At 68.4% G+C, this 22,011-nt stretch carries 18 protein-coding genes; 10 read left to right on the forward strand and 8 right to left on the reverse strand.

The window, feature by feature from the left end; translation table 11 throughout:
• Window positions 1–46 precede the first annotated feature (46 nt).
• Window positions 47–4,441 (forward strand): FtsK/SpoIIIE domain-containing protein, encoded by a 4,395-nt coding sequence (locus tag ABD848_RS04360; RefSeq protein ID WP_344967543.1) that lies wholly within the window; start codon window positions 47–49, stop codon window positions 4,439–4,441.
• Window positions 4,442–4,701: 260 nt separating this feature from the next.
• Here ABD848_RS04360 and ABD848_RS04365 read toward each other — a convergent pair whose 3' ends face one another.
• The 4 genes from ABD848_RS04365 to ABD848_RS04380 all read right to left on the reverse strand — a co-directional run bounded on the left by ABD848_RS04365 (window position 4,702) and on the right by ABD848_RS04380 (window position 7,432).
• Window positions 4,702–5,343 (reverse strand): hypothetical protein, encoded by a 642-nt coding sequence (locus ABD848_RS04365; protein WP_344967545.1) that lies wholly within the window; start codon window positions 5,341–5,343, stop codon window positions 4,702–4,704.
• 42 nt (window positions 5,344–5,385) lie between these two features.
• Window positions 5,386–5,712: a hypothetical protein gene (locus tag ABD848_RS04370; protein WP_344967547.1), complete on the reverse strand. Its 327-nt coding sequence runs from the start codon at window positions 5,710–5,712 to the stop codon at window positions 5,386–5,388.
• 422 nt (window positions 5,713–6,134) lie between these two features.
• Window positions 6,135–6,758: a hypothetical protein gene (locus ABD848_RS04375; protein WP_344967549.1), complete on the reverse strand. Its 624-nt coding sequence runs from the start codon at window positions 6,756–6,758 to the stop codon at window positions 6,135–6,137.
• 158 nt (window positions 6,759–6,916) lie between these two features.
• Window positions 6,917–7,432 carry a hypothetical protein gene (locus ABD848_RS04380; protein ID WP_344967551.1) on the reverse strand — a complete coding sequence of 172 codons (516 nt, stop codon included), beginning with the start codon at window positions 7,430–7,432 and terminating at the stop codon, window positions 6,917–6,919.
• 514 nt (window positions 7,433–7,946) lie between these two features.
• Between ABD848_RS04380 and ABD848_RS04385 the strand changes: the two genes are divergently transcribed.
• The 6 genes from ABD848_RS04385 (at window position 7,947) to ABD848_RS04410 (ending at window position 16,237) form a co-directional block, all read left to right on the forward strand.
• Window positions 7,947–9,839 carry a methylmalonyl-CoA mutase family protein gene (locus ABD848_RS04385; protein ID WP_344967553.1) on the forward strand — a complete coding sequence of 631 codons (1,893 nt, stop codon included), beginning with the start codon at window positions 7,947–7,949 and terminating at the stop codon, window positions 9,837–9,839.
• Window positions 9,839–12,043, forward strand: coding sequence for a methylmalonyl-CoA mutase (gene scpA / locus ABD848_RS04390; protein WP_344967555.1), 2,205 nt, complete (start codon window positions 9,839–9,841; stop codon window positions 12,041–12,043). Before ABD848_RS04385 ends, scpA begins: the two co-directional genes overlap by 1 nt.
• 28 nt (window positions 12,044–12,071) lie before the next feature.
• Entirely contained in the window at window positions 12,072–13,118 is a 1,047-nt protein-coding gene (gene meaB / locus ABD848_RS04395) for a methylmalonyl Co-A mutase-associated GTPase MeaB (protein WP_344967557.1), read from the forward strand.
• A gap of 306 nt (window positions 13,119–13,424) precedes the next feature.
• Window positions 13,425–13,796, forward strand: coding sequence for an STAS domain-containing protein (locus tag ABD848_RS04400; RefSeq protein WP_344967559.1), 372 nt, complete (start codon window positions 13,425–13,427; stop codon window positions 13,794–13,796).
• Between the two features lie 754 nt (window positions 13,797–14,550).
• Window positions 14,551–15,240, forward strand: coding sequence for a hypothetical protein (locus tag ABD848_RS04405; RefSeq protein WP_344967561.1), 690 nt, complete (start codon window positions 14,551–14,553; stop codon window positions 15,238–15,240).
• 280 nt (window positions 15,241–15,520) lie between these two features.
• The gene (locus ABD848_RS04410; RefSeq protein ID WP_344967562.1) at window positions 15,521–16,237 is read left to right on the forward strand and encodes a superoxide dismutase family protein; all 717 of its coding nucleotides are present in this window, start codon (window positions 15,521–15,523) and stop codon (window positions 16,235–16,237) included.
• Window positions 16,238–16,358: 121 nt separating this feature from the next.
• Here the strand turns inward: ABD848_RS04410 and hemC are convergent, their stop codons facing one another.
• On the reverse strand, window positions 16,359–17,321 hold the full coding sequence (gene hemC, locus ABD848_RS04415) for a hydroxymethylbilane synthase (RefSeq protein WP_344967564.1): 963 nt from the start codon (window positions 17,319–17,321) through the stop codon (window positions 16,359–16,361).
• Window positions 17,322–17,559: 238 nt separating this feature from the next.
• On the opposite strand from hemC, the gene ABD848_RS04420 reads away from it, so the two are divergent.
• Window positions 17,560–17,772, forward strand: coding sequence for a hypothetical protein (locus ABD848_RS04420; protein ID WP_344967566.1), 213 nt, complete (start codon window positions 17,560–17,562; stop codon window positions 17,770–17,772).
• Here the strand turns inward: ABD848_RS04420 and ABD848_RS04425 are convergent.
• Window positions 17,769–18,365, reverse strand: coding sequence for a bifunctional 4-hydroxy-2-oxoglutarate aldolase/2-dehydro-3-deoxy-phosphogluconate aldolase (locus ABD848_RS04425; protein ID WP_344967567.1), 597 nt, complete (start codon window positions 18,363–18,365; stop codon window positions 17,769–17,771). The genes ABD848_RS04420 and ABD848_RS04425 overlap by 4 nt on opposite strands.
• 904 nt (window positions 18,366–19,269) lie before the next feature.
• Between ABD848_RS04425 and ABD848_RS04430 the strand changes: the two genes are divergently transcribed.
• Both ABD848_RS04430 and ABD848_RS04435 read left to right on the forward strand, forming a co-directional pair.
• The gene (locus ABD848_RS04430) at window positions 19,270–19,983 is read left to right on the forward strand and encodes a hypothetical protein (RefSeq protein WP_344967569.1); all 714 of its coding nucleotides are present in this window, start codon (window positions 19,270–19,272) and stop codon (window positions 19,981–19,983) included.
• A 78-nt stretch (window positions 19,984–20,061) separates the two neighbouring features.
• Window positions 20,062–20,529, forward strand: coding sequence for a peptidase inhibitor family I36 protein (locus tag ABD848_RS04435; RefSeq protein ID WP_344967571.1), 468 nt, complete (start codon window positions 20,062–20,064; stop codon window positions 20,527–20,529).
• Window positions 20,530–20,713: 184 nt separating this feature from the next.
• Here the strand turns inward: ABD848_RS04435 and ABD848_RS04440 are convergent, their stop codons facing one another.
• Both ABD848_RS04440 and ABD848_RS04445 read right to left on the reverse strand, forming a co-directional pair.
• Complete coding sequence (locus tag ABD848_RS04440; protein ID WP_344967573.1) at window positions 20,714–21,196, reverse strand: C40 family peptidase; 483 nt, start codon at window positions 21,194–21,196, stop codon at window positions 20,714–20,716.
• A 308-nt stretch (window positions 21,197–21,504) separates the two neighbouring features.
• Window positions 21,505–21,954 (reverse strand): GNAT family N-acetyltransferase, encoded by a 450-nt coding sequence (locus tag ABD848_RS04445; RefSeq protein WP_344967575.1) that lies wholly within the window; start codon window positions 21,952–21,954, stop codon window positions 21,505–21,507.
• Window positions 21,955–22,011: the final 57 nt, after the last annotated feature.

Below are 22,011 nucleotides of genomic sequence, written 5' to 3' on the forward strand. Positions count from 1 at the left end.
ATCCGGGGCAGCCTCATGTTGTCTCGTCTACCGGAAGCATCAGGCCGTGCGTCTCATCTTCACCGCAACCGCCCCGCAGCCCGTGCCCGGCGCCGCCGAGCCGCTGCCGGGGCCAACCACCGATCTGCTCGTCGAAGCCGACCCCAGCGCCTCGGTCAAGCAGCTCGCGATGGCGATCGCTCCCAGCCTGGGGCTGCCTCCCACCTTTGACGGCTGGGCACCGCGGCTGTACGTGGGCGACCGCCAGATCAACGGCAACAAGTCACTCACCGAGGCGGGGTTGCGCGACGGGTCGATCGTCAGCGTTGGGACCCTTGAGCCGACGCGGCTGGGCGAGCCTACGGCCGCCGCGGAGATCCGGGTGGTCTCAGGACCCTCGTGCGGTTTCGTGCACCGGCTCGACCCTGGCGACTACACCATCGGTGATGTGGTGGCAGCGAAGGTGCCCGTGCCGTCGTCGGGGATGTCAGTACGGGTACGGGTCGACGTAACCGGTAACGTCACGTTCCTCGGCGTCGACGGGGACGACATCACGGTGGAGGCCGAACCGGCCGAAGCGGGAACGGCGTGGGAGCCTGGGCAGCAGCTCTCGCTAGCCGACAGCCTGCTGGAGGCCCACCCCACGAGCCGCCCCGACGCGGCCGTGCTCAACTCCCCCGACGGCACCGGCCTGGACTACAACCGCCCGCCGCGACTGCACCCCGCCCCCACCCGCACGAACTTCCGGCTGCCCGCGCCGCCGCAGCCGCCTGACCGGCCGCTGGTGCAGTTGCTGGTGATGATCATGCTCCCGCTGCTGATGGCCATCGGCAGCGCGCTCGTCTTGCAACGGATGCACTACCTGCTCATCGGTTTGCTCGCGCCGATCTCAGTGCTGGGCATGCAGCTCATGCAGCGCCGCACGAGCAAAGCGCGCTATGAGCGGGAGCTGAAGGAGTACAACGAGAAAGTCGAACGGATCACCGCCGACGCCAAGGACGCGCTCGCCGCTGAGCAGCGCGCTCGACGGGAGAGCTGCCCCGACCCGGCCACGGCGCTGCTGTTGGCGACGGGGCCGCGGGCCCGGCTGTGGGAGCGGCGCCGCACCGATGAGGACTTCACGCTGCTGCGGGTGGGCACCGGCGCGGTGCCCTCCAAGGTCGTCCTCAACGATCCCACCAAAGACGACCACCGCAAGGAGGTCACGTGGCACCTGCGCGACGTGCCCGTGACCGTGTCGCTGCGGGAGACCGGGGTTGTGGGCGTGGCCGGGCGCGGTGACCTCACCGACGCCCTCAACCGGTGGCTGGTGGGCCAGCTCGCCATCATGCACAGCCCCACCGAACTGGAGATCTACCTGCTGTCGTTGGGCCGCGACGAGGCGCAGTGGGCATGGGCGCGGTGGCTGCCCCATCTGCGCAGCCGGACGCCGAACGTGTCGCTGAGCCGCGTCGGGGTCGACGCCGATAGCTGCGCGCGCCGTATCGCCGAACTGCTGTCGATCGTGACGGCGCGGAGCGGCCCGCAAGCGGCGGGGGCGGAGCCGGACAGCGACATCGTGGTGGTGCTCGACGGCGCGCGGCGGCTGCGCTCCCTGCCGGGTGTGGTGCAGTTGCTGCGCGAGGGCCCCGCGGCCGGGGTGCACGTGCTGTGTCTGGACACCGAGGAGCGGCTGCTGCCGGAGGAATGCCAGGCCGTGGTGTCGGTCTCCAGCGAGGAGGGGTTACGGCTGCACCGCACCAAGTTCGACCGGGTGGAGGATGTACGTATCGACGCGCCGCCGTTGAGCTGGGCTGAACGGGTGAGTCGCACGCTCGCGCCGATCCGTGACAGCGGCACCGCCGAGGAGGAGGGGTCGCTGCCGCGCAGCGCCCGGCTGCTGGACGTGATCGGGCTGGAGCCGCCCGACTCCGAGGTGGTCGCGGCGCACTGGGCGGCCAACGGGCGGAGCACCCTGGCCACGCTCGGCGCGGGGGTGGACGGCCCGTTCTCGGTGGACCTCCGCCGCGACGGCCCGCACGCACTGATCGCGGGCACGACCGGGTCGGGAAAATCCGAACTGTTGCAGACCTTGGTGGCCTCGCTGGCGGCGGTGAACCGGCCAGAGGCGATGTCGTTCGTCCTGGTCGACTACAAAGGCGGCAGCGCGTTCAAAGACTGTGTGCGGCTCCCCCACACGGTGGGGATGGTGACCGACCTCGACACCCACCTGGTGAGCCGCGCCCTGACCTCCCTGGGGGCAGAGCTGCGGCGCCGTGAGCACCTGCTGGCCGACGCCGGCGCCAAGGACATCGACGACTACATCGACTACCTGGAGCGCGACCCGAACCTGCCGCCGATGCCGCGGCTGCTGCTGGTGATCGACGAGTTCGCCTCTATGGCGCGCGAGCTGCCCGACTTCATCACGGGTCTGGTCAACATCGCCCAGCGGGGACGCTCGCTGGGAATCCACCTGGTGTTGGCGACGCAGCGGCCGGCCGGGGTGGTCACGAACGACATCCGCGCCAACACCAACCTGCGGATCGCGCTGCGCATGACCGACCAGTCAGAAAGCCGCGACGTCATCGACTCCGCCGAGTCCGCCCAGATCAGTATCGACACGCCCGGGCGGGCCTACGCGCGGCTGGGCCACGCCTCGCTGCTGCCGTTCCAGTCGGGCCGGGTCGGTGGGCGTCGGGTGGTCATGTCGACCACGGCCACCGACCCGGTGGCGCACCCGCTGCGCTGGAGCGACTTCGCGGCCCCGCTGCCGGTGCGCCAAGAGGAGGACAGCGAGGCCAGCGGGGACGTGGAGGTCACCGACCTGACCGTCCTCGTGGAAGCCGTGCAGCAGGCCGCGGACCAACTGGAGGTGCGGCGCCAGCCCAGCCCGTGGCTGCCCGCGCTGCCCACCGCGATCACGATCGCCGACCTGTTCCGCGGCTCCCCGCTGAACCAGCCCACCCAAGGCACGCTGCAACCGGTACCGATCGGCCTGCTCGACCAGCCTGAACTACAGGCGCAGCGGCCATTCCACATCGACGTGTCCACCATGGGGCACCTGCACATCATCGGTTCGGCGCGCAGCGGGCGCTCGCAGGCACTGCGGACCGTCGCCGGTTCGCTAGCGCTGGGCCACACCGCCGCCGACCTGCACATGTACGGGATCGACTGCGGTAACGGGGCACTGCTGCCGGTGGCCGACCTGCCGCACTGCGGCGCGGTCGTGACCCGCATGCAAGAGGAGCGGGTGATCCGGCTGCTGGCGCTGCTCAGCGACGAGCTGGAGAAGCGCCAGCGCCTGCTGGCCGACCACGGCTGTGCCGACATCGGGGAGCTGCGTGACGCACTGCCCGGCGAGCAGCGCCCGTCCCACATCGTCGTCCTGCTTGACCGGTGGGAAGCCTTCGAGCAGGTCTTCCAGAGCTACAACCACGGGGCGCTCATCGAGGACGTGGTGACGCTGCTGCGCGACGGCGCCGGAGCGGGGATTCACATGTTCATGTCCGGTGACCGCACGCTGGCGCGCAGCCGCTACGCCATGACCACCGAGGACCGGCTGGCATTGCGCTTCAACGACCGTGGCGACTACAGCCAGGTGGGGCTGACCGGACGCAAGCTGCCCGAGGACATCCCTGAGGGCCGCGCCTTCCGCACCAGCGACGCCGCGGAACTCCAGCTCGCGCTGCTCAGCAGCGCCACCAGCGGGGCCGCGCAAGCCGGCGAGTTGGGGCGCATCGCCGAGTTCCTCAGCCGCCAGCCGGCCCCCGCGCCGCAGCAGCGGCCGTTCCGCGTGGACGTGCTGCCCGACCAGCTCAACTACGAGCAGGCCGACTCCTACCGCAGCGGACCGCAGCGCCCCCTGTGGGCGCTGGTGGGTGTGGGCGGCAACGAGCTGACCGCCTTCGGTGCCGACCTGGCGCGCACGCCGACGTTCCTCATCGGCGGGCCGCCGCGGTCGGGACGTTCCAGCCTGCTGTTGAACATGTCGAGGTCGCTGATCGCCGGCGGCAGCCAACTGGTGCTGATCATGCCGCGCTCCTCGACGCTGGCGGAGCTGAAGGACGACCCGGGCGTGGGCGCCGTCATCGAGAGCGCGAACCCGCTGCTGAGCGATTTCCGCGACGCGGTCACCAAGCTTGACGCCGACACGGGGGTGATCGTGGTCGACGACGCGGAACTGCTGCTCAACAGCGACCTCGGCAACGAGTTCTCCCGCGTCGCCAAGGGGCTGGTCGGGGAAGGGTGGGCCATCATGGCCGCGGGCACCACCGATGCGCTGCAGGGTGGCTTCTCCGGCTGGCACGTCAACCTCAAACGCAACCGGATGGGGGTGCTGCTGTCGCCGCAAAGCTCCGCTGACGGTGAGCTGTTGGGGCTGCGCCTGCCCAAGGGGGTGGCCAGCAGCCGGCTGGTCATGGGCAAGGGCTACCTGCACCTCGCCGACGGGCAGTTGCGCCAGGTCAAGATCCCAATGCCTTGACCGCTGCGCCGGCGGATCGGGGGACTCGCCGCGGGGATCGCCCAGCGGTGATCCCCGCGGCGACCGTGCCCCGCGCACCCCGCTCCTCGCCGCCGCTCATGGGCAGCCGGTGGACGGCGGTCAGGTTCTGTTTTTCGGCAAGGGCGGCGAGGGCGGGCGCACGCGGGTGGGCGCCCCCGCGGGCTGACGAGATCGCGCAGCGATCGAGACACGAGCCGACGAAGAACACCCTCGCACTCCAGCCGTCCGAAAAACAGAACCTAGACGTCCTCCCAGAACCGCAGGGTGGCGGTGATCGCGTCGAACAGGTCAAGGAGACCGTCGACCTCGGGCAGGTTGGGGCTGGAGCAGCTCACGAGCAGCTTGACGCGGCTGCCCGGCACGTTGACGGCGGTGTGCATGACCACCATCTGGACCGAGGCGTCCTCGGTGAGGTCGTGTTCGGCGATGCCCTGGACGCGCCCGCACACCCCGGCGCTGGGGATCTCGACGGTGAGCGTGCGCAGCCACAGGTTCTCGGAGCGCTGCTGTTCCTTGGGGTGGATGTGGTCGACCATCCGCAGCGGGTCGGCGTCCTCGCCCTGCGGCGGGTGGAAGGCGAACACGGCGACGCTGGCCAGGAACAGGCCGTCCTCGTACTCCTCGCACACCCCCGAGGCCGAGATCAGCCCCGACCGGGCGGCGTCGGTGACGAACTGGCGCGTCTGGACGAGGAGGTCGTTCATTGCCGCGCGCGCCTCGGGGCTGCCGTCGAAGGAGTCGTTGAGTTCGGCGCGGCGTTGGGCGAGCGTGTCGCCGGTGAGGTCGAAGCTCGTCCACCCTTCGGGGATGAGCATGTTGAAGCCGACCTCGACCAGCGGCGCGGCAACGTCCTCCTCGAACTGGTAGGAGCCCGGCGGCATATCGCCTCGCTTTCGCTGGTTGCGGGAGTGGCGTGACTGGGTTTAGCCGGCCTGGCCGGGACGTCCACCCGAGCCGCCCTGCGAGCCGTCTCCTTGCAGTTGGGAGGCGAGATCGTCTTCGAGCTTCTCGAAGGAGTCAAGGATGGTGGTGATGCCGTCGCGCACGGCCTCGATATTGCGCTGAAGCTGGTCCTGGCCATCGCCCCAGGCGTCGTCGAACTCCTCGGCGGCCTCCTGGAATCTGGGAGGGCCGACGGTGCACGCCGCCGGGGAGTCCGGGTAGTCGTCGACCTCGTCGAGAATGTCGTGGATCTCGTTGAGTTCCGACTTCAGCGAGGCGAGTTCGTCGGCGGGGATCGTGATTTTCACGGCGCTCCTCCTGGCTCGTGGGGCTCGGGCGGCCGGTGGCGGCGCTGGGGTTGATGGTCTCGGGCAGCGAGATCGACGGGGCAGGCCGCCAAGACCGCCTCGCCCGTGCTCTCGTCGCGGCCGACGAGGAGCAGCGGCGAGAATCGGCGGCGACCGAGACAGCGCTGGCGTCGAGGATCAGCTCCCCCGCAGAGACGCATGACCGGCTTTCCGGCGGGGTCAGGGAAGGGTGCATGCGCGTCGGGTCGCGGGAGGCTCCGGGAACAGGGGATGCTGTGCCGCTCCGCACGAGGCGGCGGGCGGAAGCGACCCGCAGTGATTTTACCAGCCGGATACGCGACGGGGCCGACGAACGGTACGAATCTGGACAGTCGGGGCCGTGGGTGCCACGCTGCCGGCCGCTGGAGTGAGCGCCGGCTCGTTCAGCGGCGCCGGAAGCGCACGGTCGCCGTGATCGCGTCGAAGAGGTCGAGCACGGCGTCGACCTGCTCGATGTTGGGACTCGTGCAACTGACGAGCAGCCGCTTGCCGCTGTTGGGCACCGGTACGGCGGTGTGGGTGACGACGGCGCGCAGCGCTACGTCGTCGGTCTCCCGGTGCTCAGCGACACCGATGACGCGCCCACACGGTCCGATCTCGGGAAGCTCGGCGAGCATCGTGCGCAGCCACGTCTGTCCCGGGGTCTGGTGCTCGGGCGGGTGCAGGTGGCCCACCATGTCCAGGGGATCAAGGTGCCGGCCAGGGGGCACGGCGCAAGAGAATACGGTCACGTTGGCCATGAAGTAGCCGTCCTCGTAGCGGTCGCACACCCCGGCAGCCGCGATCAGCCCGGCGGACGTGGCGCGGTCGAGGGTGTGGCCGGCGGTGGTGAACACCTCGCTGGCCGCCTGCTGGCGGTCGGGATCGTCGGCGAGGTGACGCAGCGTCTCTTCGCGACGGGCGGCGAGGCCGTCGGACGACAGGTCGAACTCGCTCCAGCCTTCGGGAACCCGGAAGTCAAAACCGATCTCGCCGGCCTCGTCGACGGCGTCATCGAAGATGTACATGGCCGCGACCCTATCCTCGCTCCCTCCAAGCGTTTTCGCAGTCCGAAACGGCGACGCCGCAGAGGGGCCGCGCCCGGAGACGGTCGCGCACAAGGACGGCGAGCCGATCGACGCTCTCGAATGCGGGGCGGCCCCAGAAGGTGTGAGGGGCGAGCGGATCATCCCCCGGTCAGCGGCGAGGTGGAGCCCGCTGCGCATTCGCTGTCACCGCAGTTGACGACGAGCAGGGGCTCGAAGTCCTGCGAGGTGACGATGATGCGGTAGGTGGCGTAGGTGCCCGCGGCGGTGGGGCGTGAGGTGGTCAGCGGGCCGTAGTCGTAGACCTCGGCTCCCCCGGTCGAACCACCGGAGAGTTGGACCACATCGAGAATCCGGCCGTCTGCGCTCCTGGTCGACTTGACGACATCCACCCACACCGTTGTCGCCGGGGATCGCAGCGTACCGTCGATGGAGGTCTTGTCAGCCCCGCGTTCCAACGCTCCAGAGAGGGTGACGCCCCCACCGCTGGTCTCGTATTCGAACGGCGCCGGAGCCGACGGCGAGGCGACCGAAGGAGAGGGGCTAGGGCTACTGGGGCTAGGGGTGGGCTCGGCGCCGGCGGGAGAGGCGGCAAAGCAGGTGCAGCCCACAATCAGGGCCGTGGCGCCGACAAGGGGTTGAGGAATGGATCGCAAGACAGCACCTGAGACGTGGGGGAGCCGTTCCATCAGGCGAAAAACGCAGCCAGACCACAACGCCGCGGGGCAGCGGTGGTTTCCCGAGCCACACGCAACCTGGGCGGGGAAAGCGTTTCCGCCGCGTTGAATATAGAACGCGGCAGAGACAACTGTAACCGCGGGGGCGGAACGGTCGTGGGCGTTTGTCTGGTTTCGGCCATATCGCCGCTCGTCGGCACTCTGTGGGGAGCAGCCGGCTTTGGCTAGGACGTTTGTGCCGGGCGGCCCCGGCCAGCCGGAAACCACCCCACCCCGTGGTCACGCTCGGCCGAACCGACTAGGAGTGTCTCGATGCCGCCGCCTCGTGGCGGAAAGGCCCGGCCCCGAACCGCGTCGGACGGTGGCTCAAGAGAGATCACCAGCACCCCAACGAGTGCGCGTGCGGCTACACCGGGTGCACTGACCTGCACCGAGCCCCCAACATCCCCCCAACCCAAGAACAGTTTAAGAGTTACATTTATCCTCATAGATTATGAGGCCACCGGACAGGGAAACCGCAGTTGAGAGCGGCGCGCCGGCCCAGCGAGAGCAGTGGCGCGGCCTGATAGCTGATGTACTGCGCAAAAGCGGGATCGAGGTCCCCCACGACGATCCGGCTCCCGAGGAGCGACTGTCGTCGACCACCTATGACGGAATCACCATCCGTCCCCTCTACACTGCCGAGGACGAGACCGCCGATCCCGGTTTCCCGGGGGTGGCGCCGTTCCTGCGGGGCGGCCGGCCCCACGGCGCGACCGACAGCGGCTGGGACGTGCGCCAGCGCCACACCGACCCGGACCCCGAGGCCACCCGGGACGCGATCGCCGCTGACCTTAACAACGGCGTCACCTCTATCTGGCTGAGCGCGGGCGACACCGGGGTCCCTGTGAACAGCATCGGCGACGTACTCGCCGACGTAAGCATGGACCTGGCTCCTGTCGTGCTCGACGCGGGCGATCAGACCCCGGCGGCAGTCGAGGAGCTGCTGCGCGCGCACTCCGCCAGCGAGACCCCCACCACCACGGTGTCCGGCAACGTGGGGTTTGACCCGCTGAGCGTGGCGGCGCGCAGCGGCGAGCCCGCGGCGGTGGACAGCGCGGCGCGCGACGCGGTGGGCTACGCCGGCCGGCTTGCGGGCATGCGGCTGATGGTGGCCGACGCGACCCCCTACCACGAGGCCGGGGGCTCCGACGCTCAAGAGTTGGGGGCCTCGATGGCCTCCGGTGTGGCCTACCTGCGCGCGCTCACCGACGCCGGGCTGGGCCTGTCCGAAGCGGCGCGGAAACTGGAGTTTCGGTACGCGGCCAACGCCGACCAGTTCGCCACCATCGCCAAGCTGCGGGCCGCACGGGCCATGTGGGCGCGGGTGCTTGAGGTGTGCGGGCTGGCCGCGAGCGAGCGCGCCATGGTGCAGCACGTGGTGACCTCCCCGGCGATGATGACGCGGCGCGACCCCTACGTGAATATGCCGCGCGTGACGGTGGCGTGCTTCGCGGCCGGCGTGGGCGGGGCCGATGCGGTAACGGCGCTGCCCTTCGACGAGGCAGTGGGGCTGCCCGATGGGTTCGCGCGGCGCATCGCGCGCAACACGCAGTCGCTGCTGCTGGAGGAGTCGCACCTGGGGCAGGTGATCGACCCGGCGGGCGGCTCCTTCTACGTGGAGGAGCTGACCCGCGAGCTCTACGCTGCCGGATGGGCGTTCTTCCAGGAGATCGAGGGCGCCGGCGGCATGGCCGAGGCGCTGGCGTCGGGACTGGTGGCCGAGCGGGTCGACGCGGTGTGGCAGCGGCGCCGCGACCGGATCGCGCACCGGCTGGACCCGCTGACGGGGGTGAGCGAGTACCCCGACCTATCCGAGCCCACGCTGGAGCGCTGGCCGGCGCCGGCACCGGCCCGGCCCCGCTCGGCGGTGGCGCTGCCTCGGCACCGCTACGCCGAGGATTTCGAAACGCTACGGGACCGTTCGGACGCACACCTGGCCGAAACCGGGCACCGTCCCAAAGTGTTCCTGGCGACGCTGGGGCCGGTGGCGGCACACACGGCCCGCGCGACGTTCGCGGCGAACCTGTTCCAAGCTGGCGGGATCGAACCGGTGAGCGCGGGTGCCACGGCAAAGCCGGAGGAGGTCGCGGCGCTGTTTCGCGACAGCGGCGCGCGGGTGGCGTGCCTGTGCTCCAGCGACAAGGTCTATGTGGAGCAGGCCGGGCCGACGGTGGCTGCGCTGCGCGCCGCGGGAGCACGGCGGGTGCTGCTGGCGGGTAAGCCACCGGCCGGGGACGGCGCTGCCGAAGGCGACGAGACGGCGGCTGTGGACGGCTATGTCTTCACCGGTTGCGACGCGCGTAGTTTGCTGGAAGAGCTAAACGACTGCCTGGGGGTGGCGTGATGACGTCGGTGTCGGTTCCCAACTTCGCCACGGTCGACCCGGGCGTGCCGGCGGGCTCGGCGGGCGACGCCGAGCGGTGGAGCGCCGCAGTGGCCGAGGCCACGGGCAAGGAGCCCGATGCGTGGGTGTGGGAGACCCCCGAAGGGGTCGGAGTGCGGCCGTTGTACACCGCCGAGGACCGGGCAGGGCTGGACTTCGTCTCCGGGTTCCCCGGTCTGGTGCCCTACGTGCGCGGCCCCTACGCAGCGATGTATGCGACCCAGCCGTGGACGATCCGTCAGTACGCGGGGTTTTCCACAGCCAGCGAGTCGAACGCTTTCTACCGGCGCAACCTGGCCGCTGGGCAGAAAGGGCTGTCGGTGGCCTTCGATCTGGCCACCCACCGCGGCTACGACTCCGACCACGAGCGGGTGAGCGGCGATGTGGGCATGGCCGGGGTGGCGATCGACTCCATCTTGGATATGCGCGAACTGTTCGACGGCATCCCGCTGGAGCGGATGAGCGTGTCGATGACGATGAACGGCGCGGTGCTGCCGGTGTTGGCGCTGTTCATCGTGGCCGCCGAAGAGCAGGGGGTGGCGCCGGAGCAACTGGCGGGCACGATCCAAAACGACATCCTCAAGGAGTTCATGGTCCGCAACACCTACATCTACCCGCCCCAGCCCTCGATGCGGATCATCTCCGACATCTTCTCCTACACCGCCCAGCGCATGCCCAAGTTCAACTCGATCTCGATCTCGGGCTACCACATGCAGGAGGCCGGAGCCACGGCCGACCTGGAGTTGGCCTACACGCTCGCCGACGGGGTGGACTACCTGCGCGCGGGCGTGGACGCCGGGCTGGACATCGACACCTTCGCGCCGCGGCTGTCGTTCTTCTGGGGCATCGGCATGAACTTCTTCATGGAGGTGGCCAAACTGCGGGCGGCACGGCTGCTGTGGGCCGAGCTGGTGGCCGGTTTCGGGGCACGCAACCCGAAGTCGCTGAGCCTGCGCACCCACTGCCAGACCTCGGGGTGGTCGCTGGCAGCCCAAGACGTGTTCACCAACGTGGCCCGCACCGGTATCGAGGCGATGGCGGCCACCCAGGGCCACACCCAGTCGTTGCACACCAACGCGCTGGACGAGGCGCTGGCGCTGCCCACGGACTTCTCCGCGCGGATCGCCCGCAACACCCAACTGCTGCTCCAGCACGAGACGGGCACGACCCGGGTCATCGACCCGTGGGGCGGGTCGCACTACGTGGAGCGCCTCACCCACGACCTCGCCGAGCGTGCCCGCACCCACCTCGCCGAGATCGAGACCGCCGGCGGCATGGCCCGCGCCATCGACGCCGGTATCCCCAAATCCCGCATCGAGGAGGCCGCGGCGCGCACCCAGGCCCGGCTCGACTCGGGGAACCAGCCGCTCATCGGAGTCAACAAGTACGTGCCCGACACCGCGGACGAGGTCGAGGTGCGCAAGGTCGACAACAGCCGGGTGCGTGAGGAGCAGTTGGCCAAACTGGCACGGCTGCGGGCCGAACGCGACGAGGAGGCGACCCGGGAGGCGCTGCGGCGCCTAACCGCCGCCGCTGCCGGGCAGGAGAACCTGCTCGCCGCCGCTGTCGAGGCCGCCCGCGCCCATGCCACCGTCGGGGAGATATCACAGGCTATGGAAGAGGTATTCGGCCGCCATACGGGGTCGGTGAACACGCTCACCGGCGTCTATCGCGACGAGGCACGCAACAGTCAGGCCACCACCGACCTCGACACCGCCACCGAGCGGGTGCGGGCCTTCACCGAGGCCGAGGGGCGTCCGCCGCGGATTCTCATCGCCAAGATGGGCCAGGACGGCCACGACCGTGGCCAGAAGGTCATCGCCACCGCCTTCGCCGATCTGGGTTTCGATGTCGACGTCGGCCCGCTCTTCCAGACGCCGGCCGAGGCCGCCGGTCAAGCCGCCGACAACGACGTCCACATCCTGGGAGTGTCCTCGCTGGCGGCCGGGCACCTCACGCTGGTGCCGCAGTTGCGCGACGAGTTGGCCGCGCTGGGCCGCGACGACATCCTCATCGTCGCCGGTGGCGTTATCCCGCCGGGGGATTACGAGGCGCTGCGCGAGGCCGGCGCGAGTGCGATCTTCGGCCCCGGCACGAGCATCCCGCATGCGGCTACCCAGCTCGTCGAGACTCTTGCCGAACGGCTCGGGCACACTGACGGGTGAGTCCGCTTCCGCGCCCGACTGGACTGGGATGAGACACACTATCGATATCGACAGCTACGCCGAGGGTGTCCTGGCCGGCCACCGCCCAACGCTGGCCCGTGCCATCACGCTGGTCGAGTCGCGGCGCCCCGATCACGCCGAGCTGGCCCAGGAGTTGTTGGTGAAGCTGCTCCCGCACAGTGGCGGCGCCCACCGGGTGGGCATCACGGGCGTGCCGGGGGTGGGCAAGTCGACGTTCATCGACGCCCTGGGGACACACCTCACCGAGCACGGCCGCCGGGTGGCCGTGCTCGCGGTGGACCCCTCTTCGGCACGCAGCGGCGGCAGCATCCTGGGCGACAAGACCCGCATGGAACGGCTGTCGGTAGACCCCAACGCTTTCGTGCGCCCCTCGCCGACGGCGGGCACCCTCGGCGGGGTGGCGCGCGCGACCCGCGAGACGATGATCCTCATGGAGGCCGCCGGCTTCGACGCCGTGCTCGTCGAGACGGTGGGGGTAGGCCAGTCCGAGACGGCTGTGGCCGGCATGGTCGACTGTTTTCTGCTACTCACCCTGGCCCGCACGGGCGACCAGTTGCAGGGGATCAAGCGAGGGGTGCTGGAGCTGGTCGACGTGGTCGCGGTCAACAAGGCCGACGGCCCCCACGCCGACGAAGCCCGTAAGGCCGCGGGCGACCTGTCGCGGGCGCTGCGCATGCTACAGCCGGCCGGCGGCGTGTGGCGCCCGAAGGTGCTCACGTGTAGCGGCCTCACCGGTTCCGGGTTGGGCGAGGTGTGGGATGCGGTCAACGCGCACCGCGCCGCGCTGACCGAGAGCGGCGAGTTGGCGGCCAAGCGCCGGCGGCAGCGGGTCGAGTGGATGTGGGCCCACGTCCGCGATCGCCTCATGCTGCGGATGCAGCAGGATTCGGAGGTCAGCAAGCTCGTTCCGGAACTGGAGTCCTTGGTGGACGCCGGTGAGCTCACGCCGACGCTGGCGGCCGAACGGCTCCTCACCGCCTTCACCGGTCAGTCTCAGCAGGAGACGCGGGTCACAAAAGCGACGGAGAGTGATATGTCCAGCGGAGGGCAATAGCGGATATTGGACAGCTAAAAAATCGGGGTTCGGGCTATCCGTTATCCCTCTCGCGCGGGATCATGTGAGGACATAGCTGCGAAAGAGCTTCACGGCGAAAAATATCTCTCGTGATGCATTCCCCCGGCAGGCGGTGCACTAATACCGTATGTGTTCAAAGCCTTACGGGAGCTCGTGGCACCGCCACATAACCCCAGAAGTCCTCGCCGGCGTCCCTTCACCGTCGGCGATATGTACCGGTTGCCACTGCTGCCCTATGGTTACTAGGGGACCCCTCAAACTCACGTGGGGCTGGGAGGAGTGAACGTGCAGAGGCTTGGGCTGAGCACCCGGGTCGAGAACCACAGCGTAATCGTGGCTGTCGAAGGTGAACTCGACATCGCGACCGCTACCGACCTCCAAGATCATGTCCTAACCGCCATCGACACGCACGGGCCGTGGTTGATCCTCGATCTGTCCAAGTTGGACTTCATGGACTCCAGTGGCCTGAACGCGGCCATCAACGCCTACCGCGCCGTCACCGAGCGCGGCGGAAGCCTGGCGCTGGCCGCACCGAACGAGCGCGTGACCAAGGTGATCCGCCTCGTCGGCCTGCACCGCCAGGTGCCGGTCCATCGCACAGTGGGAGCGGCCGTCATCTCCATGGAAGCGTTGGAAGCCAAGAAACAGGCCGGCTAGCCACCTGGTCTACGGCTTTTGCTGCCGCTTCGCAGTGTCGATTCTCGCCTGGGGCACCCCATGGGAGTGGGATGTCCCAGGCGAGTGCGTTTTCCGGGGCGCGATAGCCACCGGACGTCTCGTGCTCACCCACTTCGAACACGAAAAGCTGGTAGAGAACTCGCCTGGGGCCGCCTAGGTGAGAAGTGGAGCACTGTGCGCACAAAAGCGGCTGTAGGTGGATGTTGACCGATACCGGTCACCACTATCCTCACATCACAGAAATTGACGTTTCACCAGTAAGAGCGTGAAGTATTGCCGTTCAGAGACTGCGGTGACGGCCACTCGCGGCAGTTACTGTCGTGGTGAGTCCTCATAATCGTCCTGGCCGGGTTCGGATTGGCTACCGTAAGCAGTGTCTTCCTCCGAACCTGTGGAGGTAGCGTCCTTGTCTCCCCGAGACCTGCGTGCCCTGTTCGCCACTAACGAAACCGACCTCGTTTCCGAGGACATCTTCACCAATCGACAAAGCGAGTGGCAGTCCGTGCGCCTCAGCCTTGATCGTCTGGCGGAACGGATCAGATCGGGAGAGATCGACGTCCAGGACGTGCAGAAGGCACGTCGCAATGTACTCGTTTTCTACGGTGTTGGCGGAATCGGCAAATCAACCCTGTCACAACGGATCAAGAATTCGCTGTCCCGCCCCGAGTCAGCGCCGGGGCAGTGGGAAGCTCCGCCTTCGAAAGCGGGAAAGTTCCTCCCTGTTCAGGTAGATATGTCCACAAAGAACGGGGCGAACTTAGAAACGGTCCTGTTGGCGGTGCGCCTTGCGGTGGCTGCTCTCGCTCCGCGCATGCCCGCCTTCGACCTGGCGTTCCTGCGCTACTGGGAGGATAACCATCCGGGGGAGCCCCTGGATGAGTATCTACGGCGGCACACCCTGCTCTCCCGCTACTCATCCAACGAGGAGTTGCGCGCACAGATGGAGTCGGCGGTTCAGGAGGCCGCGCAGACACTGACATTGCCAGGGCTGTTGGGGGGGCTGGCAACGTCGGGAATACGTGCCCTGGTGACAATGCTGCGAGAACGCCACAGCAAAGCCCGGGCGCTCGCTGGCTGCAACCGGCTACCCGACCTCCTGGAAGCCACGCCAGACCTCGACGCGCTCAGCTATTATCCCCACCTGTTGGCGTGGGATCTGGAACAGCTTCCGCACAAGCGTCGAGCCCAACTGGTGGTGCTGCTCGACACTTTCGAGGACGTCAGTAACCGTCCGGATCACGAACTGGAACGACTTATCCAACGCATGGCGTGGCTAATGCCCGCTACCCTGTTCGTCTTCACCGGTAGAGACCGGCTGCGGTGGGACGACGAAAGCCTCGAAGGGCAACTCGACTGGGTGGGGGTTCACCACTGGCCCCAACTCCTACCCGGGGTTGCCGCGCCCCCTGCCAGAGACTGTTAAGGGGGCCTATCCACCAGGTGTGTCCATTCAGCCGGTCCCGCTTATTCCAACCAATCCCGGCCAGAGCAGCTCTCTGCCTGCCACACGGCGGGCGGAGCCGCCTCGGCCCGCCGGACTCCCTGCGGCAGGCGGCTAAGGCGTGCCCCGCCCTCCAGGGCGAACCGCGCCACGGTTGTGGGCGTGTCCCAAAACATCCTAAGAGTGATCAATCGATAGCTTTGCGTAGTACGATCTCGATTGCGGGACCGGACCACTCATCCGGAGAAGGGAAGCTCTCACCGTGCGGACAGTAGCGCGAACCATTCTGGGCTTGACCTGCGCCTGCCTGACTCTGGCGGGATGCGGCGAGCAGCATGACGCCGTGGCCGGCCCCAAAGCCGCCAGCGGCTCTCCTGTGGCCGCCAAGCGAGATACGCAGCCGGTGGGATCACCGTCAATGGTGACGGGCGCCTTCCAGCCCTACACCGACGATGCGCGCGCCATCACCTACGTTCCTGAGGAGATCCCCACGGGCGCGCGAGTGATGCTGTTGGCGCGCACGAGCACTCCGGCGGCCCCGCGAACGAAGAACGAAACCGCGGAAAAGCCCAGCACCGACAGCGGCACACCCGCTGAGGACAGCGGGGCGACCCCCGGGATTGTGAGCACGAGCTTCACGTTTGCTCTCACCGGGCTCCCGGCGAACGAGGACTACGGGGCCCACCTACACACGCGGCCGTGCGGGCCCCACCCGGGCGACGCCGGTCCGCACTACCAGAACGTCGAAGCCCCCGAAGGGGTGGAAAACGACCCCACCTATACCAACCCGCGCAACGAGGCGTGGCTCGACTTCACGACCGACAGCGACGGGGACGGCTCCGCGATGACCACGGTCGAGTGGGTTCCCCGCGAAGGGGAAGCCAACTCGATCGTGATTCACGCTAACCCCACGCCCACGGCGGCGGGCCACGCCGGCGACGCCGGGCAGCGCCTGGGCTGTGTCAACGTCGCGCTCTAGCGGAGGTGAGTCGAGGACGGGCCGCCTGACCGGCGCGGAGGGTGCGCCGGTGGGGGAGCCGCTGCGCCGGTAACGCCGGTACGTGCCGCGTAGCGCGCGCCGGCCATACCGATGGCGGGAATCATCTGCCGCCAGGGGCGATCAGGGCCCGTGCGCCCTGTCGGAGCAGATCGGCGGCGACCTGGGTGCCCAGCCGGGCCGGTCGTTCGGGGGCGTCGCAGCCGAACGCCTCGACTACGCAACTGCCGTCGCGGGTGAAGACTCTGCCGCGCAGATGGAGGCGCCCGTCGGGCAGGGTGTGGCAGTAGGCGGCGATCGGGCTAGCGTCGTGGCCGCGCAACCCTCGTAGCAGGGTGCGTTCGGCCGTGACGTGGGTGCGGGTTTCGGGGTCGTCGAGGCGATGCAGGAGTTCGCCCATGGGGTCGTCGTCGACACGGCACTGTAGGCCAATGACGCCCGTGCCCGGTGCTGGACACACCGTGTCGGCGGGCAGAGACTCGGTGACGCGGTCCTTGCGGTCCAGCCGTTCGACGCGGGAGCGGGCCAGCACGAGTGCCGTGTAACGGTCACCGGAGTCGAGCAGCGTGAGGGCACCCGTGGTCTCTTCACGTATCCCTTCGACGCGCAGGTGAGGCCAGTGGTGCAGCAGTTGGGCCGCGCGCCGTAAGGAGGTGACTCCCACTCTGGCGCCCTCGGGCGCCTCGGCGAGCGACCGGTAGGGAGAGTCGACCGGGAAGACCGCGACGTCGCGGACATCGGTGCGGGGGAGATAGGCGCCAAACGTCGTGCCCTCGGGGAGCGGGAGATCGCCTGGAATCTCCTTCATGGCGTGGACGGCCACATCGACCTGATCGCGCAGCAGCGCCCGGTGGACCTCCCGCGCGAACGTGCCGGGGCCGCTCAGCAGCGGACGGGAGCCACGGCGGCGATCACCGACGGTTTCCACCCTCACGATCTCGGTATTGAGGCCCGGCGCGTGGCTAGCGATCAACTGTTCCACACGCTGGGCGCGCGCGAGCGCTGCCGGGGAGACACGGGTCCCGATGCGCACACCTGAAAGTAACCCAGGGTAGTTGAAATGCATAGTTTCGACCCTAGAACGCATGGCCCCATAATGGGGCTGTTTCGCATTTTTATAACCTTTTAAAAAGACGAATCAATCGCTGTCGTGACAATGAAGTTCAGCCAGCTACGGCGTGTGGCCCGTGTGGTCCCGGCGATTGCCCCAGCACTCGACACACCGAGTTATCTCCTTCTGGCGAAGTGTCACCAGCGGTATACAACTGCGGAAAGAGACCGCACCACGCCATTGAGGGGGCCTCGTGCCAATCCGTTCTACGCACCTCGCCACCATGTCCGCCGCCATCGCCGGAGCAGTCGACGAAGGGGAGCGCGTCACCGAGGAGCCGCAGGACGGTGCCGCCGCAGCTTCCCCGGAGCTCGTGGACGAGCGCGACCACGCCGGGGACGCCGGTCCCCCGCGTTCCTATGGCGCGCTCGGCGCAGCTCGCTCCCATAACGGCTCTCCTGCCTAGCGTCCGCCGGCTAGCGCCGCGAGGTGATCAACCTGTTCGGGGTCGGACAGAGCCGAGCCGAGGGCGACGGCGCGGGCCCCGGCCGCGAGATACTCGGGGGCGCTGCGGGTGTCCAGACCTCCGGTGGCCACGAGCTTGACCTGCGAGAAGGGTCCGACCATGGCCTGGAACCAGGCAGTCCCCAGGACAGTTGCGGGAAACGCCTTCAGCCACTCGACCCCGTGGCCCAGCGCGAGCTGGATCTCGCTGGGGGTTGCCACGCCGGGAAGGTGGGGGAGCCCCGCCTCGGTGGAGGCGTCGAGGACAGTGAGGTCGAGCCCCGGCGCGACGGTGAAGCCGGCGCCGGCTTCGGCCACGGCGGTGACCTGCTCCACGGTGGTCACGGTGCCCGCTCCCACCGTTCGCCCGCGTTCGGCCCCTGCGGCGATGGCCGCGCGCAGCGACGGCATCGCGTCGGCGGTCTGCACCGTGACTTCGACGAGCTCGATCCCGAGCTCCCAGGCGCGTTCGGCCAGCTCGACCGTCTCGCGTGTGGGCAGGCCACGCAGGATGGCCATGATGCGCTGCCGCGCGAAGAGTTCCTCAAATCCCATGACCGGCTCCCCTCCTGTTCGATCTCGCGCGGTGTCGCCAGTGTTTCCACCGGTTATCCCTTGGGGTCCGTGCGCATGGCGCAACGCCTCCCCAGTCAGGGGGCGAACGCCTCGCCTTCCCACCTCTCGCCACGGCGACCTCCGGGAGCAGCGGGTTCATCTTTGAGTTTCGAGGGGCTCCGTCCAGCCCGCCAAAATGCCCCACGACGAGGCGTGGGAGGCGCGAGCAGGCCGCAGGCACGGCGTGCAGGCACGCCGGCCTAAGACGATCTCACGCTCCCGTTCGCTCCGATCGGGCGGGGGTGTGGTTGAGAGCACGCCCCGATGTTGGCTCCCGGGCCGCCCCGACGACGCCGCTCACCCCGACATCACCCCAAAAACCATAAACAAGCAGATTTTCTTGCCGCCAGAATTAATTTTTACAAAAACCCCAAGAAGATCGATTTCACTTTCCACCAAAAATTCTCCGCGAGACAAATCTCGAAGTAGAATGGCTCGCGGCACCGCGACCAATGCGCCATGCCGGCACTTCATGCTGTATCGCCGTCGCCCCATTCCATGCCTGGAATGGGGCGACGGCGAGGATCTGGCCTATCGGTAGCGGCCACCGCAAGCTTCGTGCCTGCGGTGGAGCCGAGCACCTCCCCGTTTCCTGACCGAAAACAGGTGAGAACAACCGCCGCCCTGGAGGATGCCGATGCCGCACCGTGGGAGGGCAGTCGGAAAGCGGAGAACGTGGCCTCGAATCATCGCTTTCACGCTGTCGCTGTCGTTGGCCGCTGCGGGAACGTGGGGCGCTACCGGGTGCCGCCCGTCTACCGCGCTCCCAGACGAGCCGCAGAAGCTGGCCAAGCGGGAGCGGACGCTCCTGCACAGGGCGCATCAGCTCCTGATACGCGACTGTATGGAGCGGCAGGGGTTTACCACCTGGCCGGTCCCCGCCGATCCCGTCATCGCGGACCGGGACTTCCCATACGTAATCGACGACGTCGCCTGGGCCAGCGAACACGGCTACGGCAGCGATCTCCACGCGCGCATCGCGCGCCTGCGAGAGGACAGCCGCAACCAGCGCTACCTGGACGAGCTGTCGCCGCGCCGCCGGGAGGCCGCCCTCACCGCCCTCAATGGCACCCCCACCTCGCCGATTACGGTCACGCTGCCCAACGGCATGACCCTCAGTAGAAACGACAACGGCTGCGACGCCGACGCCCAGGCCAGGCTCTACGGCGACCTGGCGACCTGGTCGCGAGCAACGGCGGTCAGCGACAACCTCACCGATCTACGCCGGACACGGGTGCGAGACGCCGATGCCTTCAAGGAGGCGGTGCGGGCCTGGGCACGGTGCATGCGCAGGCACGGTCACGACTACGCCACCCCATGGCAGAGCCGGGCCGAATTCCTGGCCCCCGACGCCGAGCACTCCCGAGAGGTGGAGATCGGGGTCGCGGTGACCGAAGCGCGCTGCGCCGCCAGCAGCGGCTTAACTGAAACGATTCACCAGCTCGACCGAAAACAGGCTGCGCGGCTGCGCGAAGAGTACGGCTCGGCGGTCACGACCAAGCTCCGGCTCCAGCGCGCGGCGCTACCGCGCGCCCGATCGATCGTGGCGGCCGGGTGAGGGCTGTCGCCACCGGCCACGGCCAAGACTCGCCGCCCCGCGGCGGGACCCGCGAGACCAACAAGGGAGAGGAAAAGCATGACCCACCACAGCAAGGGCAGGACGGTCGTGAGCGTCGTGGCGCTGACGGGAGTGTCCCTTCTGACCGCACTGGCACCGGCGCAAGCGGCTACCGAGCAGGCCTCCTCCGCCGGTAGGGCCCCCGACTCCGCCACGATGGCCTCCGGCTATTTCCGGGCGTGGGAGCACGTCAACTACCGGGGCGCCTACTGTCGCTGGGCCGGCAACGACAGCGACTGGTCCACGTGCGAGCCCGGCGGCAATGTGCGCAACAAGGCGTCGGCCATCCACAATGACAGCTACGCCCACACCTACGAGGATGTCCGGATGTACTGGGGACTCGACTACTACGGCGCTTCCGTGTGCATCCCGCGAGGCTGGTACAGCAACGACATCCAGAGTTTGCACTACCCCGACAACGGGCCGGGCGCCGGCGAATCGACCGATGACAACGTCTCCTCGCACAAATGGGTCGCATCCTGCTAGCGAGAAGTCGACACGTCGGCCCGAAACCGGTGACCGGGCCGGTCCCCCTCGTGCGGGACCGCCGTTGGGCCGTGGCCGCCCCCAGGCGGTCACGGCCATTGGTCACCCGCGCGTCGCGCTCACGGCCGCGCCCCACGGCCTCCCCGAGTTGGAATAGAGGGCGGGGCCGGCGAGCCGGAGCAGTTCAGGCGATGCGGCGGGCGCCGGCGAAGTTGCGGTCATAGTGGCCGGACATGCGCACGATCTCCACGTGCCCGCCGGCTTTGGGAGCGTGGATCATCTGCTGTCCACCGAGGTACATACCCACGTGCCGCGGCCCGTAGTAGAAGAAAACGAGGTCGCCGGGGCGCAGATCTGATGTAGAGACCGCGTTCCCCTCCCGGTACTGGGTGTAGGTGGTGCGCGACAGCGACACCCCCGCCTTGCGATAGGCCCACTGTACGAGCCCAGAGCAGTCGAAGGCGCGCGGCCCTTCGGCCCCGTAGACGTAGGGCGTGCCCAACCGGGATTTGGCGTGCGCGATGGCTTCGGAGGCGACGCTGCTCGGCGGGGCCATCACCTCCGAGCTACTCGGCGGAGCCATCACGGCCGATCCCGCGATGGCGGGGCCGGGTGCGAGGAGCCCGATCGTCGCCGTGGCTGCGATCGCGGATAGGGTCGCGGCCATTCGACGTAGATAACACGGGCTCTTTTTCGTAGAACGCGGGCTGGAATCATTGCACAAGAACATAAAGATCCCCCGTAATACGGCGTACGGCAACGAAAACGTGCGAAGCCGACTACCGACATTCAGCGAACCACATTTCAAGACCCGTGTGTGTTATCACTCTGTTATCGGCGTGTCGGGGGATAAATGGGATGTTGGATGACCTGTGTTGTGGAACAGCAGGCCAAACAAAACCGTTTGTGAGCGCCTGTTTCGGCGTGCACCCACCACAGGAGGGGCGGCAAGAGGGGTGGTGGGGGTGACGCACCTCAGAGGTACCGGCAGAACCCCGAGGTCGCGCCGGCAAAGCCCAGAGCGTGGTAGAAGCCGCGAGTGTCGACGCTGTCCTCCTGCGGCATCAACTGGATCTTGTAGCACCCCGCGCGGGTGGCGCGGTCAACAGCGTCCTCCAGCAAGGCACGGCCCACTCCCTGGAGCCGGCAGGCGGCGTCGACGACGATGTTGCCGACCACGGCCCAGGACTGGGCGTCATGGGTGAGATTGGCGATGACGATGAGGTCAAGGGTGCCGATGATCTGGCCGCGGCGTTCGGCGACCAAGACGGTGCGGTCGGGGTCGGTCTCGATCCGTGTCCACGCGCGAACAGCCGCAGACGACATGCGGACGGTGCTGGGCCGCGCGTGTGGGCCGGCGCCGACATCGCGTAGGAGGCGCAGGATCGCGCCCAGATCAGACCGGATGGCCGCACGGATAATCATGGCTTTCGGCATAGTAGCCGACAGCAGGTCACAAGACAGACGTCGCACAACATCAAG

Origin of the sequence: Salinactinospora qingdaonensis (assembly GCF_039539445.1) — a bacterium.
In the GTDB taxonomy this organism is placed as follows: Bacteria; Actinomycetota; Actinomycetes; order Streptosporangiales; family Streptosporangiaceae; genus Salinactinospora; species Salinactinospora qingdaonensis.

Excerpts from the sequence above, each read along its gene's own strand:
- ABD848_RS04405 (WP_344967561.1), top strand. The coding sequence starts at position 14,551 with ATGTCCACAAAGAACGGGGCGAACTTAGAAACGGTCCTGTTGGCGGTG.
- ABD848_RS04425 (WP_344967567.1), bottom strand. The coding sequence starts at position 18,365 with ATGGGATTTGAGGAACTCTTCGCGCGGCAGCGCATCATGGCCATCCTG.
- meaB (WP_344967557.1), top strand. The coding sequence starts at position 12,072 with ATGAGACACACTATCGATATCGACAGCTACGCCGAGGGTGTCCTGGCC.
- ABD848_RS04440 (WP_344967573.1), bottom strand. The coding sequence starts at position 21,196 with ATGGCCGCGACCCTATCCGCGATCGCAGCCACGGCGACGATCGGGCTC.
- hemC (WP_344967564.1), bottom strand. The coding sequence starts at position 17,321 with ATGCATTTCAACTACCCTGGGTTACTTTCAGGTGTGCGCATCGGGACC.
- scpA (WP_344967555.1), top strand. The coding sequence starts at position 9,839 with ATGACGTCGGTGTCGGTTCCCAACTTCGCCACGGTCGACCCGGGCGTG.
- ABD848_RS04365 (WP_344967545.1), bottom strand. The coding sequence starts at position 5,343 with ATGCCGCCGGGCTCCTACCAGTTCGAGGAGGACGTTGCCGCGCCGCTG.
- ABD848_RS04385 (WP_344967553.1), top strand. The coding sequence starts at position 7,947 with ATGAGGCCACCGGACAGGGAAACCGCAGTTGAGAGCGGCGCGCCGGCC.
- ABD848_RS04375 (WP_344967549.1), bottom strand. The coding sequence starts at position 6,758 with ATGTACATCTTCGATGACGCCGTCGACGAGGCCGGCGAGATCGGTTTT.
- ABD848_RS04430 (WP_344967569.1), top strand. The coding sequence starts at position 19,270 with ATGGAGCGGCAGGGGTTTACCACCTGGCCGGTCCCCGCCGATCCCGTC.
- ABD848_RS04435 (WP_344967571.1), top strand. The coding sequence starts at position 20,062 with ATGACCCACCACAGCAAGGGCAGGACGGTCGTGAGCGTCGTGGCGCTG.
- ABD848_RS04445 (WP_344967575.1), bottom strand. The coding sequence starts at position 21,954 with ATGATTATCCGTGCGGCCATCCGGTCTGATCTGGGCGCGATCCTGCGC.